We start from the raw sequence: 17,361 nt of genomic DNA, 5'->3' as shown, positions 1-17,361 counted from the left end.
ACTCATTTGGTGTCCCTGGCATTCACCATCGGCGGCACGTCGAGCGCGGGATTGCGATCGAAGAAGTTGAACGGGCGGAGCCGGAAGCCGTGCCAAAGGCCCGGCATGACCGGCCAATCCTCGGCGCGCGGCACATGGCGAAAGCCGACCGTGTACCACAGCACGAGGTCACGATCCTCGATCGGCCGCTTTGCGGCGGTCCATTTCGGCAAGCCATCGACCTCAGGATTCTCGTTCGGGTACATGCCTGCGGCATATCGCTCGTCCCTGGCGTAGGCCGAGGTCCATAGCGTGTAGGCGCTGAAGCCGGCGCGGAGCTGGATCGGATCGTCCTTGGCGAGCAATGAGACGTCGGAGTGTCCGGGCATCAGCTGATAGCTCGTGCGATAGCCCTGCTTGTTGGTCTTGCCCGTACTTTCGATCCTGAACTGCGCCGCGCTAAGCGGCGTCGTGATCGGCCCTTCGTTCGCGACCGGCCTGGTGTCGACCTGCCAAAGGCTCTTGCGCTGGCCCTCATCCAGCCGGCGGACGCTGAAGCGGTCCTCGACCAGCCGGTTCGCGGTGCCGTCGACGTCCATGTCGATCCGGAACGTCATGTAGTGATCGTGATTGACGGCCAGCAGCCGCTCGTCGACCAGCGTCCCGTAGGCCGTGTCCTGCTTCGCCGTCGGATCGCTCAAGGTTCGGCTTGCGACGCCCTTGGTTGCATCGATGCCATAGGCGCCGAGCCGCACGTCGATGTTGCCGGCGCGGTCGAACACGTAGTCCACCAGATAGTCGTAATTGCCGACCACCGGCGCCATCCGCACCACCAGCTCGTTGTTCGGCCGCACCTCGGCGGTGTTGTTGATGAGCTCGCTGTGGCGCCAGATCGGATCGCCGGTCGGCCGCTCGAAGATGCAGACCGCGCCCTTGGAGACAACCGGCATGCCCTTGGTGTCCGAGATCGTCAGATCAAGGAAATGCGCACCTTCGGGGCAATCGATGCCGCGCTGCAATTCGCTGGAGAGCACGCCAAAGCCGTATTCGCCGATATCCATATAAGCGCGAAACGACCAGGTCGGCGCCGGATCCATATAGGGCACGAACATCTCGCTCGCCGAGATCTGATAGGCGATGTCGCGGAACGTGCCGTGATCGTCGTAGCGGATCAACGACAGCACCGCGCCGACGCGCGGCTCGAGACGGACATGGAACGACCAATTGTCCCAGTGGACCTGGCCGCCCTCCACCTTCACATTGCTGCCCTCGGGCGCGGTGATCTCGATCGGCTTCGGCGGCTTGCGGTATTTTCCGGAGTCGGCATAGGCATGCGAGGGCGTCTGCGCCGGCGGCGGCAGCACGCCGAGATCGGTCACCGACAGCACCGTCCTGCTCTTGAGATCGACCTGGGCGACCAGGTTCTCGATCGGCTTGCCCCAGAGATTGTTGGCGGCACCGGTGGTGTCGACACAGGGCACGTTGAGCAGGCGGCGGCCCTTCAGGGCCGGGTCGCTCACCGGCCCCACCGTCAGCGGCAGGCACAACACATTGTGGAAATCGGTGATGCCGCGCTTCGCCATCGCGGCGATCCAGCGCGGGTCCTGCTTCGGCAGATCACCGGCCGACATCAGCTCGTCGATCGTCAGCGCGGCCTCATGATCCCTGATCTCATCCCAGCCGAGCAGGCTGCGCGCGGCAAGATCGATATGCGCTTCGTAGAGATGTCCGCCGCTCAGCAGTGTCGCATTCGCCCGCCGCGCGAAGGGGTGTCCGGGCTTCCACGCCCGCACCTCGTCCTTCGGGTCCTCGTCGACCGTCATGGAGACGACCCGCGCCGCATCGTCGAGCTTGCCGGCGCCGCGGAGAATCTCGGTGACCGAACGGATTTCGTCCGTCGTCAGCCCGTCCATCGGGTGCGTGGCGGCCGCCTGCGGCCACATCCTGCGCTCGGCCTGCGCCGGCAGCGGCGCCGCCATCGTCATCGCAACCAAGCCGGCCAATGCCGATCCGCATCCCCGGAATATCAGAGCCATCACACCCTCCACGCAAAGCTAGAACTGTCAGAATACAAGCAATGGTGACGGCGTGAAGGCCCGCCTCATCCGGTAACCCGTTCCGATGCGCCCGGCAGGATGGTGGCCGCGGCCGGCCGTGGCGCGGCACGGTGGACGTCGAGCAGCCGCACGCCGAGGCGATCGCGCAAGGCCGGCCAGATGCCGCGCGGCGCCACGATCATCACGACGACGGCAATGATACCGAGCCCGACCAGATACCAGCCGCCGGACAGGCCGAGCGGCCCGGTCATCAATTCGCGCAGGCCGAAGAAGATGATGACGCCGAGGATCGGGCCTTCCAGCGTTCCGATACCGCCAATGATCACGATGAACATCATGTAGACGGACCAGTTGACGTCGAACGCCGCGAGCGGCGCGATGAACAGATTGCCCATGAAGCTCAACGCACCCGCAAGCCCGCACCCAGCCGCGGAGAGCACGAAGGCGATGAAGCGATTGTGCCGGACGTCGACCCCGACGCTCATCGCGGCGAGATCATTGTCGCGCACGCTCATCAGCCCGAGCCCGAAGCTCGAGGTCATCATCTTGTACAGCGCCGCGATGGTGACCAGCGTCAGGCCGCCCGCCAGCCAGAACATGGTCGGCTCGAACCAGTCGAAATCGATCAGCTTGCTGGTGGCGAGCGGCACGCCCGAGGTGCCGCCGATCGCCTGCGACTTCATCGTGAAGGCGCCGATGATCTCGGCGAACACCCACATCGCGATCGAGAAATAGGCGTCGCGCAAACGAAACAGCGGAAAGGCGATGATCGCCGCGACGGCCGCGGCCACCAGCGGCGCCACCGGCAGCACCCAGATCGGGGTCACCTCGAGCCAACCGGAGGTCAGGAACAGCGCATAGGCGCCGAAGGCAATGAAGACCTGATGGCCGAGCGACACCAACCCGGCGTAGCCCGCCAGCAGGTTCCACATCTGCGCCATCGTCAGCAGCAGCAGGCATTCGGTCGCGAGCCGCAGGATGCCCTCGTTCAGCACGAAGGGCGCGCCGGCGATAGCAGCGACGAGCACGATGGCACAGGCGAGGAAAATTGTCCGTGTCGGCATCTGCGTCATACCCTGCTCGACACGAGACCCGACGGGCGGATCAACAGCATGATGAAGAATAGGAGGTGCGCATAGAGCAGCCCCGCATTCGGATCGATCTTCAGCCCGATCAACTGCGCCATGCCGAGCGCGATGCCGCCGAGCAATGCGCCCCAGAACGAGCCGAGCCCGCCGAGCACCACGACCTCGAAGGCGATCAGCAGCCGCTCGGCGCCGGAGAACGGCGTGAAGCTCGACCGCACCGCAAGCAGCACGCCGCCGATCGCGCCGAGCGCGAGCGACAGGCCCATGACATAGTTGTAGACCCGATCCGGCTTGACCCCGGACAGCCGGACGATGTCGCGGCGGTCGGCGGTGGCGCGCACGATCCGCCCGAACTCGGTATGGCGCAGCACGAGCTGCAGCGCCATGAACAGCAGCGCGGCGAGCACCAGCGTGAGCAGCGGCATGATGCCGATGTTGAGGCCGGCGATCTCGAGGCTGGCGCGCGACAGCTCGCCGACCTGGAGGCTGCGCACGTCAGCGCCGAATATCTCGACCATGACGTTGCGCAGGATCACCGAGACGCCGAAGGTGAGCAGCAATGGCGACAGCGGATCGGGCGACGTCACCACGCGGTTGACGATGGCCGCCTGATAGAGCCAGCCGACCGCAAACGACAGCGCGATCACCGGGATCAGCATCAGCAGCGGCGAGACCTGGGGAAACAGGTTGGAAAGCAGCACCGCGCAGAACGCGCTCAGTACCATGAATTCGCCGTGTGCGATGTTGACGACGCGCATCACGCCGAACACCAGAGCGAGCCCTATGCCGAGCAGGCCGTAGAGCCCGCCCAGCAGGGCTCCGTTGATCAATGTCTCAATCCAGATCATATCGTGCCAATCCTGGCTAGTTACCGAAATAGGCGTGCGTCAGCTGTTCCGGCTGCAACCCTTGCGCCGGGCCGGTCAGCGACACCCGCCCCTTTAACAGGCAGTAGATCCGCTCCGACGTCGCGAGCGCGCGCTTGACATCCTGCTCGACCAGCACGACGGCGGTGCCCTCGCGGAGAATGTCGGCAAAGGAGCGATAGATCTGCTCGACCACGACGGGCGCGAGCCCGAGCGAAATCTCGTCGCACAGCAACAGCCGCGGGTTCGACATCAGTGCGCGGCCGATCGCCGCCATCTGCTGTTGGCCGCCGGAGAGCTGGCCCGGAAACATCCGCCGCCGCTCTTCCAGGATCGGGAACAGGTCGAACACCCGCCGCAGGGTCCAGCTGCCCTTGCGCCGGTTGACGCTGCCCATCAGCAGGTTCTCCTCGATGGTCAGCGAATCGAACAGCAGCCGGCCCTCGGGCACCATGATGAGCCCGAGCCGCGACACCTCTTCCGCCGGCATGCGCGAGATGTCGATGCCGTCGAAATGCACCGCCCCGCGCCGCTCCTCGTTCAGCCCGACCAGCGCCTTCAGGAACGTGGACTTGCCGGCGCCGTTGGCGCCGACGAGCGCCACCACCTCGCCATCCGCGACCGTGAAATTCATGTCGAACACGGCCTGGAGATCGCCATAGAAGATCTGCAGGCCGTTCACATCAAGCAACGCCATCGGCCTTCAATCCCATGTAGATCTCGCGCACCACGGCGCTGTCCATGACCTCGGCCGGCGGCCCCTCCAGCACCTTGCGGCCGAAATCGAGCACCAGGATCCGATCCGACACTGCGCGCAAAGCGTGCGGAATGTGCTCGATCCAGATCATGGCGTGATCTGCCTTCACCGACTTGATGATGACAACGAGGCGCTCGACCTCGGGCTCGGTCAGCCCGGCCGCGATCTCGTCGAGCAGGATCAGCTTGGGTTTCGAGGCCAGCGCCTTGGCGAACTCCAGCCGCTTGCGGTCGATCAGCGGCAAGGCGCCCGCGAGCTTGTCCGCCTTGGCGCCGAGCCCGGTGCGCTGCAGCACCTCCATCGTCCAGTTCGACGCCGCCTCGCCATGCAGGCCCGCGCCGTAGGACGCCGCCACCAGCGCGTTCTCGTAAATCGACAGATGCGGAAACGGCTGCGGGATCTGGAACGCGCGCCCGAGCCCCAGCCGCGCCCGGCGATGCGGCGGCAGGCCTGATATCTCCTTGTCGTCGAGCGTGATCGAACCGCCGTCGGCCGTAAGCAGGCCGACGATCAGGTTCAACAGCGAGCTTTTGCCGGCGCCGTTCGGGCCGATCACGCCGAGGCATTCGCCGCGCGCCAGCTCGAAACTAACGTTGTCGGCGACCACGATCTCGCCGAAACGCTTCGACAGCCCGCTCACGCGCAGAAGCGGTGCCATCTCAGGCGAGCTTCGACAGCAATGCGAGATCGGCCTGCTTCGGGATGAACGGCGCCGTCCCGTTGTGCACGATCAAGAGCTCATATTTCGCCTTGCCGCCCCTGGTCTTGCGCCATTGCCCGCCCGACAGCGAGGTCACCGCGACGTTCTTGATCGGCGTTCCCTTGAACTTCACCGGTCCGACCACCGTCTCCATGTCGAGACCCGCGATGGCATCGCGCAGCGAGTTCTTGTCCTTCGGATCGCTGTTCTGCAAAGCAGCAAGCGCAACTTCCCACAGAGCATGCGCGTAGCCGATCGGCTGGGTCCATTGCTTGCCCGTCGTCTTCTCCCATTCCGCGGCGAGCTCGGCGGCGCTCTGCCCGGTCAGCGACGACTTGAACGGATAGGCCGGCGTCCACCACACTTCGGTGGACATGCCGTCACCACGATCGCCGAGCGCATTCACCGCACTTGGAAACAGGAACGCCGCCGCCACCGTGCAGATCTGCGGCTTGAAGCCAGCCTGGGCCGCCTGATTCCACAGCGTCACCCAGTGATTGCCGTAAGTGAAGCCGGAGACGATGTCGACGCCGTTGTTCTTGAATGACGACACCTGATTGGTGAAGTCGTCGGTCGCAATCTGGAATTTTCCGGCGGAGAATTCCTGATAGCCCGCCTGCGTAATGCCGCCGGGCAAGCCGACCTTCGGGTCGGAGAACGCCTGGCCGGCAGGATTGTCGATATAGAGCGTGCCGACCTTCTTGTTGGTCTCGACCGACTGCCACATGCCGAGGAAGTTCTTCACGACATCATCGGCGCCCCAGAAGAAGTGATAGCTGTAGGGGAAGCCCTTATCGGGCGTCGACTTGCGCGGAAACATCCAGCCCTGCCACGGCACCATGGTCGAGATCGAGGGAATGCCGCGGGCATCGGCGAGCTCCTGCACCGGTGCCTGCGCGTCGCCGTCCTCGATCAGGATCAGGTCGCACTTCTCGCGCAGCACCAGCTCGCTCGCAACCACCGACGAGCGGTTCGGATCGGACTGATTGTCCTTGAAGACAAACTCGACCTGCCAGGTCTTGCCGCCGATCTTGAGGCCATCCTTGAGGCGGGCCTTGATGCGTTCATGAATCCAGGTGTCGGGTTCGGCAAACGGCGCCCGGACGCCGGAGAGGCAACCGACCCAACCGATCTTGATGGTGTTGCCGGCGCCGCGCGCGATGTTGACCAGCGGCACGTTCATCGCCGATGCGAGACCGGTCGCACCGGCCGCCTTCAGCAGCGTGCGCCGGTTGAGCCGGCCGATGGACGAGTTGGTCTTCGAATTCTCCGTCATGTCCCTCTCCCCTGAAACAATTGTCTGAAGTGAATCCTGCCTAGGCCGCCGATCGCTGGATCGCCGCACGGCTCACTGCTGCGAACTTGCACAAGGTGTTCTCGATGATCCGGCGCGGGATGCCGCGCACGATGAAGACGAGCCGCGAGCGCCGGTCCGCCGACGGCCAGCCCTGCAGCGTGATCGGCGGATGGAACACATGCTGCACGCCATGCACCACGACCGGCGCATCGGGCTGTTCGGCGACATGCACGATCGCCTTGAAGCGCAGCAGGTCCTCGCCCTTGAGCGCAGCGACATAATCGAGCCAGCGCCCGAACGCGTCACGCTGGATCGGCTCGTCGATGATCAGGCTGTAGGAGGATACGCCGGCATCGTGCGCGTGGTGGCTGTGATGGCCGCATTCTGCGCCGTCGCAATCGTGCTCGGCGTGATGATGCGGCGCATTCGCCGCCTGCGACGCCAGATCGAACCAGCGCACCACATCGGCCGAGCGGGCCGACGGATCGAACAGACCGGCATCGAGAACCTTCGCCGGATCGACCACCCCGTCCCGCACATGCGCGCGCGTCGCGACCGGATTGATCGCGCCGAGCCGCGCGTCGAGCCGCGCCAGCGCATCTTCGGCGGCAAGGTCGGTCTTGGTCACGAGCAGCCGGTCGGCGACCGCGATCTGCCTGACAGCTTCAACGTGCGCCTCGAGGGTGCGCGCGCCGTTGACGGCATCGACGGTCGCGACCACGCCGTCGATCCGGTAGCGGCCAACGACATCGGGCGCCGTCATCAGCGTGTGCAGCACCGGCACGGGATCGGCGAGCCCGGTGGTCTCGACCAGCACGCGGTGGAACGGCGGGATCGCCCCAGTGGCGCGGCGGGCGGCGAGATCGGCCAGCGTCTCGATCAGATCCTCGCGCACCGAGCAGCAGATACAGCCATTGTCGAGCAGCGCGAGGCGGTCCTCGCTGCTCTCGACCAGGAGGTGATCCAGCGCCACCTCGCCGAACTCGTTGATAATGGCGACGACGCCATTGAGCTCCGGCTGGCGCAGCAGATGGTTCAGCACCGTGGTCTTGCCGCTGCCAAGGAAGCCGGTGAGCACCGTGACCGGGATCTGATCCACAGCGATCATCACGCACCCCGCTCGTAGACCTTGCGGCCTTCGAAGAAGGTCATCTCGACCCGCGTGTCGGCGAGCTGATCCGGCGGGATGTCGAAGATCATCTGGTCGAGCACGATCAGGTCGGCCGACTTACCGACCTCGATCGAACCGATCGATTGGCCGAGACCGGCGGCCCGCGCGGCATCGATGGTGTAGATGTCGATCACGGTGGCGAGATCGAGCGCCTGCTCGGCCCACAGCGACTTGCCCGGAAAATCCCCGGTTGGGTTTTGCCGGGTCACCATGCCTTCGATGCCCTGCCAGGGATCGGGGATCGGAATCACCGGCCAGTCCGAGCCGCCGGCCATCAACGCGCCGGCCGCCTTCAGGTCCTTGTTCGGCCAGAAGCGCTGCGCGCGCTCCTCGCCCATCGCGGCCTTGTGCGCCTCGAGGAAGATGGTCGGATACCAGATGATCGGCGACAGATCGGCCGCGACGCCGAGTTCGGCGAAGCGCTTGATGTCATCGGGTGCGATGTAGCTCGCATGCGCGATCTGGTGAATCAGGTGGGTCGGGCCGTTGAAGCTGCGCACCACATCGATCGCGTCGAGCGCCTGCGTCACCGCGGCATCTCCCGCGCAATGGATCTTCGCGGCGAGGCCGAGCTTCTCGCAGCGCCCGAGCCAGCGGATCAGGTCGGGCACGGTCAGCATGGTCGATCCGCGGAAGCAGCAGCCGCGCACGGGATCGGCCACATAAGGCTCGTGGAACGCCGCGGTCTTGGCGCCGGGCACGCCGTCAAGGAACACCTTCACATAGTCCGGCTTCACATGCGCGCCGCGATACTGCTCACGCAGCGCAAACAGCTCCTCGCCGGCCTTGCCGAACATGAAGCCCGGCTCGACCACCGGCATCGCGCAGACCGCCCAGGCGGTCAGCTCGCCACGGTCGTCGAGCCCCTTCAGCGCCGCCATGATCGGCTGCATGCTGGCGGCGTCGATGAAGGCGGTGACGCCATAGGCGTTCAGCACCGAGATCGAACGCGCCACCGCCGCGCGGTCCATCTCGGCCGTGTAGTGACCGGAGGCCGCGAGCGCCCGCTCGACCAGGCCGGAGGCGGCCTCGATCATGATGCCGGTCAGCGTCCCAGTCTTGAGGTCGCGGCCGATCTCGCCGTCGGTCGGGTCGGCGGAATCGGCCTGCACGCCGGCCAGCCGCAGCGCCGCCGAGCTCGCCCAGCGATTGTGATAGGTGTCGTCGCGCAGCACGACGGGATGTCCGAGGCACGCCGCGTCCAGCAGCGCGCAGGACTCCGCGGTGTTCATCTCGTTCAGGAGATTGTTGCCGAACTGCCCGCCGACGATCCAGGCGCCGGGCGCAGCCACCGAGGCAGCCTTGTGCAAGGTCTCGGCGATCCTTGGCACGCTGTCGGCGTTGGAGAAGCGCAGCTCGTAGAGATCGGCCTGCCCGCCCATCATGATGTGATTGTGGATGTCGATGATGCCTGGCATTGCCATTCGTCCACCGAGATCGACGGTCTTGGTCCCCTCGCCGATGAGCGCCGCGACGTCGCGTTCCTCGCCCACGGCGATGAAGCGGCCGGCCTTCACGGCTGCGCACGCCGCCCAAGGCTGCGCCCGGTTCGACGTGTAGATCCGGCCGTTGCGGAAGACCGTGTCGGCGAATGTCCTGTTCATACGGATCAACTTCTCGATTGGGAAAGTCCGGAGCGATCAGCCTTCGCCGTGCGGTGCACAGCGGCGAAACCGTGCACGGCGCCGGCATGATCGGCCAAACGTTCGACATGTCGGCATTTGGAACAATCCACCGTCCGGTGGATGCTCCGCCCGCCCCCCGCAGTGCGGGCAGGCGGCCCCCTCAAAAGCCCAACGCCAGCCCGTCCTTGCGGTGGTCGGAGGCGCCGAGCAGAACGCCGCGGGCATGGTCGATGCGGATCGCCTGGCAACCGCCGATCGGCTCCTCGGAGAAGCGGGCATCGTGGCCGCGGGCGCGCAGTTCGTCGCGGATCGCCGGTGATATCGTCGTCTCCAGCGACAGTGCGCCGTCGAAGGCAAAGGAGCGCGGTGCCTCGGCCGCCGCCTGGACATCCATCTTCATGTCGAAGATGTTCGACAGCAGATTGGCATGGCCGGCGGCCTGGTAGTGCCCACCCATCACGCCGAACGACATCACGGTCTTGCCGTCCTTGCGCAGCAGGCCCGGGATGATGGTGTGCATCGGGCGCTTGCGCGGCCCGAGCGAATTGAGGTGTCCGGGCCTGGCGCGAAAGCTCCAGCCGCGGTTGTGCAGCAGGATGCCCGATCTCGGCGCATAGATGCCGCTGCCGAACGGATAGAACAGCGAGTTGATCAGCGAGACGGCGTTGAGGTCGCGGTCGACCACCGTGACATAGACGGTGTCGCGATGCTCGATATCGTCCCAGATCGCAGGCGCGGACGCGCGGCTCATGTCGATCTTGCTGCGGATCCGCCCGATATAGTCGTCGGCAAGGAATGCGGCCGAATCGACCTTGCCGGCAGCGGGATCGCAGAAGAAGGCGTCGCGCGCGCGGTAGGCGGCCTTGGTCGCTTCGGCGAGCAGATGGATGCGATCGGCCTGCGCCAGCACGCCGACATCGAAGCCGGCGAGCGTGCGCAGGATCATCAGCGCCGCCAGGCCCTGCCCGTTCGGCGGACACTCGATCACGTCGTGGTCATGGTAGCGCGCCGAGATCGGGCGCACGTAGTCCGAGGTCTGCGCCGCGAAATCCTCGATGCTGTGGGCACCACCCAATCCGCGCAAGATGCCGGCCATCTCGTCGGCGGCCTCGCCTGCGTAGAACGCCTCGCGCCCGTGCTGCGCGATCCGGCGCAGGGTCCGGCCAAGCGCAGGCTGCGTGCGGATGTCGCCGACCTCAGGCGCCTTGCCGCCGGGAAGGAACTGCGCAGCGGCATTGGCGTCGATCTCGATCCGCGCCCGGAAGCGGCGCCAGTCTTCCGCGACGCGCGGTGTGACGCAAAAGCCCTGCTCGGCCGCCGCAATCGCCGGCCGGAAGATCTCTTCCAGCGACCTGCTGCCGTGATCGGCGACCAGCCTGCACCACGCGTCGATGGCGCCGGGCACGGTCACGGCTTCAGGGGCGGTCGGCGGAATGTCGCGCGCGCTGCTGCCGGCATATTTTTCAGTATCGGTGCCGGCGGGCGTGCGGCCCGAGCCGTTCAGCGCGATCGGCTCCCCGGCCTTCGGCGAATACAGCGCAAAGCAGTCGCCGCCGATCCCGGTCATCTGCGGCTCGACGACGCCCTGCACCGCCACCGCCGCCACGGCGGCATCGACGGCATTGCCGCCGGCTTTCAACATCTCGACCGCGGCAAGTGTCGCCTGCGGGTGCGAGGTCGCGGCCATGCCCCGCTCCGCAACCGCCACCGAGCGGCCGATGGCCATGAAATCACGCATGTCGGATCCTTCAATGCTGCGAGCGGCAGCCGCTCGCCAACATTGTCGAAAACGACACCGGTCCTCGAGGAACTCTCGATCGGCAGCCCGACAGGCAGCAATCCACCTAACGGTGGATCGGGTGGACGCGAGAGTGAAGCGAATAACGAAGCTCGGACAAAACATGTTGCGAGAGCGCGGATGCTTGACCCACAGGCCGCGCAACAAACGTCGTCCCGGCGAAGGCCCGGACCCATTACCACCGAAGGTGATTGTTGCGCGACGCTGGAACGACGCGTCCCACCGACATATCCGCCGCGGAGTTGATGGTGTGGACGGCCCCCTACGGCATCAGTGTGCCAGAATGAGGTTGTTGCAAATCTCAGACATGGGAGCCGTCCGTGAACCAGATTATCCGCATTGGGATGGATACGTCGAAGCATATTTTTGTGCTGCATGGGGTTGATGCGTCCGAGCAGCCGGTCTTACGCAAGAAGCTTTCGCGCAAACTCGTGCTGGAGTTCTTCGCCAAATTGCCGCCGACGGTGATCGGGATGGAGGCCTGCGGGGCGTCGCAATATTGGGCGCGCGAGCTTTCCAAGCTCGGTCACGAGGTGAAGCTGATGGCGCCGCAATTGGTTAAACCCTACGTGATGCGGAACAAGAATGACGGGCGTGATGCAGAAGGCCTGTGTGAAGCGATGAGCCGGCCGAGCATGCGCTTTGTGCCGGTGAAGACGGCCGAGCAGCAGGCTGCGCTGATGCTGATGGGGGTCCGCGACGGACTGATCGCCCGGCGCACCCAATTGACCAACACGATCCGCGGCCATGCGGCGGAGTATGGCCTGATCGCGCCCAAGGGACTGGACGCGATCGAACCACTGCTGGCGCGGATCGCGCAGGACGAGACGCTTCCCGCTCTGGCGCGCGAGCTGTTTGTCGTGCTGGGCCGGGAGTGCGTCAGGCTCGAGGGCGAGTTGGAGGTGGTTGAGGCCAGGCTGATGGCCTGGCACCGCGGCGATGCCACGGGCCGGCGCCTGGCTCAGATCCCCTCGGTCGGTCCGATCATTGCAACGATGCTGGTGATGAAGACACCTGATCCGGGCGCGTTCCGCTCCGGTCGTCACTTTGCGGCTTGGCTCGGCCTCACGCCCAAGGACCATTCCACCGCAGGCAAGACCAGGCTCGGCAAGATTACCCGGGCGGGCGACCAGGACCTGCGCCGTCTGCTGGTCGTCGGGGCCACGGCGGTGATCCAGCAGGCCAGGCGGGGGCGCGGTCATCACTCGCGCTGGCTGCTGGCGCTGATCAAGCGTAAGCCGCCGAAGCTTGCGGCCGTAGCGCTCGCCAACAAGGTGGCGCGCATCGTCTGGAAGCTGATGGTGACGGGTGAGAGTTATGACGCCGCACGGCTGAATGCCGCGACGACGGGTACCGCTTAACAGATTGGCCGGCTGGCGGGCTCGCTCGTCAGCCGACCCGGAGCTGCAAGAGCAGATGGAGCGATCGATCGAGCAACGATGCGAGACAATCCGTGGGACCCATCGGCCGTCAACAGGTCGCGGAGTTGTTTGGAACTCGCATCGCGCAAACCATCTTGGCCAGCGATCCATTCGATCGCACTCAACAGGCCGGACATATGGATGCAAGCGATCCGATCAATCCCAGAAAGCTCTTGTGCCACGGGGGCCGTCCACATATGGGTCCCGGCCTTCGCCGGGACGACGGGAGGAAAGAGCCGCGTCTCAGTGCGGCCGCGACATCAGCGCGACGACGGCGGAGCGGGTCTCGACGCCGAGTTTCTCGAAGATATGGATCAAATGCGTCTTCACCGTCGCAAGACCGATGCTCAGGCACTCGCCGATCTCGCGGTTGGTGCGGCCGCAGCACAACAGCTCGACCACTTCCATCTCGCGCGAAGTCAGTCCGTAGCGCGCCGGCTCGTCCGGATTCGGGGATAGCCGGCTGGTCAGGTTGAATTCGAGGTACTCGTGGATCTTCTCGGCGATGTGCATGCTGCCGTCGGGAATCGCACAGCCCGGCGCCCAGAGCACGCTCATTCCGGCCACGATCCGGTCGTTGCGGCGGAAGAAGAACTCGATCATGTCGGCGACACCGCATTGGCCGGCAAACGCACGATAGGTCGCCGCCTCCTGGGACGCGCATTGGTCGAGCGCGATGCTCAGCCGGGCGATCGGCCGGTTGCTCGCGGAGCGCGGATGCAACGGATCGAGCCGGTTCATGCCGGCGAGATACTGGTCGTGGAAGCTCGGCGGAACGTTGCTAGAGAGCACGAAGCGGTTGAGGGTCAGGTTGCCGTCGACCTCGTAGAACGCGGTCGCCGAGCCTTCGAGGATCCCGCGCGCGAACTGGATGGCCTGTGTGGTTGCCGGATCCGGTCGGCCCAGAAGCGCGATCATGACCTACCTCCCGATCGATGTTCCCCGATGGCGAACGTCTGCGCGTCGCATCGCCGGCACGCTGAGACAGACGCCGGGCATAGTCAAGCAAATTGCGGGCCAAGCGCTCGTCCCGGAAACGGTTACGCCGGAGTAACCCGGCCATGACCTCCACCATCCGGTTGATTGCGAGCGGCGCGAGCTATACGGAACTTTTGTCCCCGGTATCATTATTGGATCAACAATGAATTCGCGTCGCATCATGGCCGCCTTCCCGTCGGCGGCCGACGAACAAGTCACGCTCGCCAACTGGCGCCAGCATCCCTTCAGCGAGTGGGCATTCCGCAATGTCCGCGAACTGCTTCCCACCGCCAACATCGCGCGCGCCCCGACGCCGGCCCCGCTGTCCTTTGCGCCGCGCTATCTCGACGACGTCAGCTTCGCTAACCCGCGCGGCGAGACGGTCGGCGTCGGCCAGGCGCTGCGCGCAAGCCACACCGACGGCATCGTCGTGTCGCACCGCGGACAGGTCGCTTTCGAATGGTATGCCCACGGCCTGGCACCGGACACCCCGCATCTGATCTTTTCGGTCAGCAAGTCGGTCGCCGGAACGCTCGGCGGCATCCTGGCCGATCACGGCAAGCTCGATCCCGACGCACCGGTGACGCGCTACATCCCGGAGATGGAGGGATCGGTCTATGGCGGCAGCTGCACGGTGCGCCACCTGCTCGACATGAGCGTCGGCATCCGCTTCGACGAGGACTATATGGCGCGCGACGGCGACGTCATGAACTACCGGCGCTCGACCGGCTGGGAGCCGCCGGACCCGACCGTGCCGCCGACCAATCTACGCGACTATCTGCGCACCCTGCGGTCGAACGGCACGCCGCATGGTCACACCTTCCACTACGTCTCGACCAACACCGACGTGCTCGGCTGGGTCTATGAGCGCGCCTGCGGCATATCCTACGCGAAGATCCTCGCGCAGTATCTGTGGCAGCCGATGGGCGCCGAGCACGATGCCTACATCGCCGTCGACTCGCGCGGCGCGGCCCGCGTCGCCGGCGGCATCTGCGCGACACTGCGCGATCTCGCCCGTTTCGGCGAGATGATGCGCAACCACGGCATCAGCAACGGACGGCAGGTGGTGCCGGGCTGGTGGGTCGACGACATCAGGCAAAACGGCAATGCCGAGCCCTGGTCGCGCGGCGACCTGACCAAGGTGTTTCCGAACGGCAACTACCGCAACAAGTGGTACACGATTGATCGCAACGAAACCCCGTTCGCCGCGGTCGGCATCCATGGCCAGTGGATCTACATCGATCCGGCCAACGAGACCGTGATCGCCCGCGTCTCGTCGCAGCCGCTGCCGATGGACCTCGATCTCGATCACATGTGGATGCGCGGCTACCGTGCGATTGCGGCCAGACTTGCCGGCAAGGCCTGACGGGGCGCGACGCGGAGAGTCAACGACGACGCGCTATTCGATCGGCGGCCGCCGCGTATGCCAGTCCGTCACCGACTGGAATGCGGCGCCGGCGCGGACCAGCACGTCCTCGGACAGATGCGGGCCGACCAGTTGCATGCTGAGCGGCATCTGGTCCGACGCCATGCCCATCGGCAGCGTGATGGTCGGGCTGCCCGAGAAGTCGAACACCGCCGTGAAGCGCAGAATGTTCAGGAGGACGCTGGGGTCGGCGCCGTATTCGCTCATCTTGGTGAGCGTCGGGATCGGCACCGGCATCGTCGGGATCAGCAAGAGATCGATATCCTCGAACATCGCAGCGAGGCTGCCTGCGAACTTCAGCCGCTCGTGATGGATCGCCGCGATGTCGACACCACTCGTCGCCCTGCCCTGCTCGATCAGTTGGGCGAGGTCCGGCCCGTATTCCGATTTCCGCGACGGGTAGGTGTCCAGATGCGCCTCCGCCGTTTCCACCGAGCACATCGCAATCCACTGGCTGACCAGCTTCTGATAGGGCGGGAAATGCACTTCCCGGATGTCGGCACCGAGATCGGCAAGCGCGCGCTCCGCTTGCACCAGGGCGGCGACGACCTGCCGATCGATTCCCTCCTGGGTGTACCTGCGATCGACGCCGATCCTCAAGCCCCGGATGCTCTCGCCGACGCCGGCCAGATAGTTCGGCACCGGGGCGCGCAAGGCGGTCGGATCGTTGGCATCCGCGCCGGCGATGACGCCGAGCATTGCTCCGGCGTCGGCAGCGCTGCGGCACATCGGTCCGACGTGATCGAGCGAGTCCGCCAGCGGGAAGATTCCGTGCCGGCTGACACGGCCCCAGGTCGGCTTGATGCCGGTCAAGCCGCAGGTCGCCGACGGAAATCTGATCGAGCCGCCGGTGTCGCTGCCGATCGAGCCGTAGCAGAGCCCCGCCGACGTCGCGACGCCCGATCCGGTCGACGAGGAGCCGACCCAATAGTTCACATTCCACGGATTGAGCGGAGCCTGGATCGCCGGATTATGGCTGGTATAGGCCCCCTCCGTCATCTTGAGCTTGCCGAGCGTCACTGCACCGGCGACTTCGAGCCGATCCACGATCGTGGCATTGAAGGACGGCACGAACTTCGCATGGATTGTCGTGCCGCCAGCGGTCGGTGCAAACGTCGTGTAGCAGAGGTCCTTCAGCCCGATCGGAACGCCATGCAACGGGCCGCGCCAGATGCCCTTGGCAATCTCCGCGTCGCGCTGCTTCGCCTGCGCCACGGCCCGCTCCGCAAGGACGTGCGCGTAGCCATGAAACTGCCCATCGAGCTTCGCAATCCGGCCTAGCAGCGCCTCCGCGATCTCCGAGGCCTTCACCTCGCCACGGCGAATGAGCCCGGAGATCTCGGTGATCGACTTGTAGTGCAATGGATCCGCTGACATGTCGTTGTGGCCCCGGCTAGAACTGAACGCCGCGCGTCAAGGCGCCGTCCACGACGAGGCTGGTGCCCGTGATGAAGCTCGCCGCCCTGCTCGCGAGAAATACCGCGGCATTCGCCATTTCCTGCGGCGTGCCCATGCGACCGGTCGGATTGAGCGCCAGCGCGGTCTTGTAGAGTTCGGGATTGCCGTCCTTGATCATGTTCCAGACACCGCCCTCGAAATAGGTGTTGCCCGGCGACACCGAATTGGCCCGGATGCCCTTGGCCGCGAGCTGGTAGGCGAGGCCCTGCGTGTAGTGGATGATCGCGGCCTTGAACGTCCCGTAAGGACCGCTGGCAAAATCGACCTCGCGCCCCGACACGCTGGAGATGGTGACGATCGCCGCCGCCGCGCTTTTCTCGAGATAGGGCATCGCCGCGTTGACGAGGCGCACCGTCCCCATCATGTCGGTGGAGAATTCCTTCTCCCAGCTCTCCTCGTCCTGCCCGATCGACAGCGCGCTGACATTGGCGACCACGACATCGATGCCGCCGAGCTTTCCGGCCATGTCGGCGACCCAGGCTTTCAGCGCCGGTCCGTTCGAGACGTCGACCGCTCCACCGAACGCCGCAACGCCCTTGGCCTTGATCGCGGCGACCGCAGTGTCGACATCCGCCTGATTGCGCGCGCAGATGCCGACATTGGCACCTTCGGCCGCGAACGTGTCGGCGATCGCGCGTCCGATTCCCTTGGTGCTGCCGGTCACGAGAACCTTTGCTCCCTTGAGTCCCAGATCCATCTCCATTCCCTCCGTTGTTATCAATTATGGAACGCGCACTTCC

At 65.5% G+C, this 17,361-nt stretch carries 14 protein-coding genes; 2 read left to right on the top strand and 12 right to left on the bottom strand.

Annotated features, from left to right (window positions below; genetic code table 11):
* Positions 1-2: 2 nt before the first annotated feature.
* The 9 genes from HU230_RS07380 to HU230_RS07340 form a co-directional block, all read right to left on the bottom strand.
* Positions 3-2,015 (bottom strand): copper amine oxidase, encoded by a 2,013-nt coding sequence (locus tag HU230_RS07380; RefSeq protein WP_176532258.1) that lies wholly within the window; start codon positions 2,013-2,015, stop codon positions 3-5.
* A 65-nt stretch (positions 2,016-2,080) separates the two neighbouring features.
* Positions 2,081-3,100: a branched-chain amino acid ABC transporter permease gene (locus HU230_RS07375; RefSeq protein WP_224943075.1), complete on the bottom strand. Its 1,020-nt coding sequence runs from the start codon at positions 3,098-3,100 to the stop codon at positions 2,081-2,083.
* A 5-nt stretch (positions 3,101-3,105) separates the two neighbouring features.
* Positions 3,106-3,972, bottom strand: a complete 867-nt coding sequence (locus HU230_RS07370) for a branched-chain amino acid ABC transporter permease (protein WP_176532260.1) — start codon at positions 3,970-3,972, stop codon at positions 3,106-3,108.
* Between the two features lie 16 nt (positions 3,973-3,988).
* On the bottom strand, positions 3,989-4,687 hold the full coding sequence (locus HU230_RS07365; protein WP_176532261.1) for an ABC transporter ATP-binding protein: 699 nt from the start codon (positions 4,685-4,687) through the stop codon (positions 3,989-3,991).
* A complete protein-coding gene (locus HU230_RS07360; RefSeq protein ID WP_176532262.1) occupies positions 4,674-5,405 on the bottom strand; it encodes an ABC transporter ATP-binding protein in 732 nt (243 codons plus the stop codon). The genes HU230_RS07365 and HU230_RS07360 overlap by 14 nt, the downstream gene beginning before the upstream one ends.
* A 1-nt stretch (position 5,406) precedes the next feature.
* The gene (locus HU230_RS07355; RefSeq protein WP_224943073.1) at positions 5,407-6,723 is read right to left on the bottom strand and encodes an ABC transporter substrate-binding protein; all 1,317 of its coding nucleotides are present in this window, start codon (positions 6,721-6,723) and stop codon (positions 5,407-5,409) included.
* A gap of 40 nt (positions 6,724-6,763) precedes the next feature.
* On the bottom strand, positions 6,764-7,852 hold the full coding sequence (locus HU230_RS07350) for a CobW family GTP-binding protein (protein WP_176532263.1): 1,089 nt from the start codon (positions 7,850-7,852) through the stop codon (positions 6,764-6,766).
* Positions 7,852-9,519, bottom strand: a complete 1,668-nt coding sequence (locus HU230_RS07345) for an amidohydrolase (RefSeq protein WP_176532264.1) — start codon at positions 9,517-9,519, stop codon at positions 7,852-7,854. Before HU230_RS07345 ends, HU230_RS07350 begins: the two co-directional genes overlap by 1 nt.
* A 181-nt stretch (positions 9,520-9,700) precedes the next feature.
* Positions 9,701-11,278, bottom strand: coding sequence for a gamma-glutamyltransferase family protein (locus tag HU230_RS07340; RefSeq protein ID WP_176532265.1), 1,578 nt, complete (start codon positions 11,276-11,278; stop codon positions 9,701-9,703).
* A gap of 380 nt (positions 11,279-11,658) precedes the next feature.
* Here HU230_RS07340 and HU230_RS07335 point away from each other — a divergent pair, with 380 nt between their 5' ends.
* Positions 11,659-12,699, top strand: coding sequence for an IS110 family RNA-guided transposase (locus tag HU230_RS07335; RefSeq protein ID WP_176531977.1), 1,041 nt, complete (start codon positions 11,659-11,661; stop codon positions 12,697-12,699).
* A gap of 303 nt (positions 12,700-13,002) precedes the next feature.
* Here HU230_RS07335 and HU230_RS07330 read toward each other — a convergent pair whose 3' ends face one another.
* The gene (locus HU230_RS07330) at positions 13,003-13,677 is read right to left on the bottom strand and encodes a helix-turn-helix transcriptional regulator (RefSeq protein WP_176532266.1); all 675 of its coding nucleotides are present in this window, start codon (positions 13,675-13,677) and stop codon (positions 13,003-13,005) included.
* Positions 13,678-13,900: 223 nt separating this feature from the next.
* On the opposite strand from HU230_RS07330, the gene HU230_RS07325 reads away from it, so the two are divergent.
* A complete protein-coding gene (locus tag HU230_RS07325; protein ID WP_176532267.1) occupies positions 13,901-15,103 on the top strand; it encodes a serine hydrolase domain-containing protein in 1,203 nt (400 codons plus the stop codon).
* Between the two features lie 33 nt (positions 15,104-15,136).
* Here the strand turns inward: HU230_RS07325 and HU230_RS07320 are convergent, their stop codons facing one another.
* Both HU230_RS07320 and HU230_RS07315 read right to left on the bottom strand, forming a co-directional pair.
* The gene (locus tag HU230_RS07320; RefSeq protein WP_176532268.1) at positions 15,137-16,540 is read right to left on the bottom strand and encodes an amidase; all 1,404 of its coding nucleotides are present in this window, start codon (positions 16,538-16,540) and stop codon (positions 15,137-15,139) included.
* Between the two features lie 16 nt (positions 16,541-16,556).
* Positions 16,557-17,318 carry an SDR family NAD(P)-dependent oxidoreductase gene (locus tag HU230_RS07315; RefSeq protein WP_176532269.1) on the bottom strand — a complete coding sequence of 254 codons (762 nt, stop codon included), beginning with the start codon at positions 17,316-17,318 and terminating at the stop codon, positions 16,557-16,559.
* Positions 17,319-17,361 lie beyond the last annotated feature (43 nt).

Source organism: Bradyrhizobium quebecense, assembly GCF_013373795.3.
GTDB classification, from domain to species: Bacteria; Pseudomonadota; Alphaproteobacteria; order Rhizobiales; family Xanthobacteraceae; genus Bradyrhizobium; species Bradyrhizobium quebecense.
This window is presented reverse-complemented; position numbering and strand designations above follow the sequence as displayed.

Coding starts and splice junctions, on each gene's coding strand:
- HU230_RS07380 (WP_176532258.1), bottom strand. CDS start 2,015: ATGGCTCTGATATTCCGGGGATGCGGATCGGCATTGGCCGGCTTGGTT.
- HU230_RS07375 (WP_224943075.1), bottom strand. CDS start 3,100: ATGCCGACACGGACAATTTTCCTCGCCTGTGCCATCGTGCTCGTCGCT.
- HU230_RS07370 (WP_176532260.1), bottom strand. CDS start 3,972: ATGATCTGGATTGAGACATTGATCAACGGAGCCCTGCTGGGCGGGCTC.
- HU230_RS07365 (WP_176532261.1), bottom strand. CDS start 4,687: ATGGCGTTGCTTGATGTGAACGGCCTGCAGATCTTCTATGGCGATCTC.
- HU230_RS07360 (WP_176532262.1), bottom strand. CDS start 5,405: ATGGCACCGCTTCTGCGCGTGAGCGGGCTGTCGAAGCGTTTCGGCGAG.
- HU230_RS07355 (WP_224943073.1), bottom strand. CDS start 6,723: ATGACGGAGAATTCGAAGACCAACTCGTCCATCGGCCGGCTCAACCGG.
- HU230_RS07350 (WP_176532263.1), bottom strand. CDS start 7,852: ATGATCGCTGTGGATCAGATCCCGGTCACGGTGCTCACCGGCTTCCTT.
- HU230_RS07345 (WP_176532264.1), bottom strand. CDS start 9,519: ATGAACAGGACATTCGCCGACACGGTCTTCCGCAACGGCCGGATCTAC.
- HU230_RS07340 (WP_176532265.1), bottom strand. CDS start 11,278: ATGCGTGATTTCATGGCCATCGGCCGCTCGGTGGCGGTTGCGGAGCGG.
- HU230_RS07330 (WP_176532266.1), bottom strand. CDS start 13,677: ATGATCGCGCTTCTGGGCCGACCGGATCCGGCAACCACACAGGCCATC.
- HU230_RS07325 (WP_176532267.1), top strand. CDS start 13,901: ATGAATTCGCGTCGCATCATGGCCGCCTTCCCGTCGGCGGCCGACGAA.
- HU230_RS07320 (WP_176532268.1), bottom strand. CDS start 16,540: ATGTCAGCGGATCCATTGCACTACAAGTCGATCACCGAGATCTCCGGG.
- HU230_RS07315 (WP_176532269.1), bottom strand. CDS start 17,318: ATGGATCTGGGACTCAAGGGAGCAAAGGTTCTCGTGACCGGCAGCACC.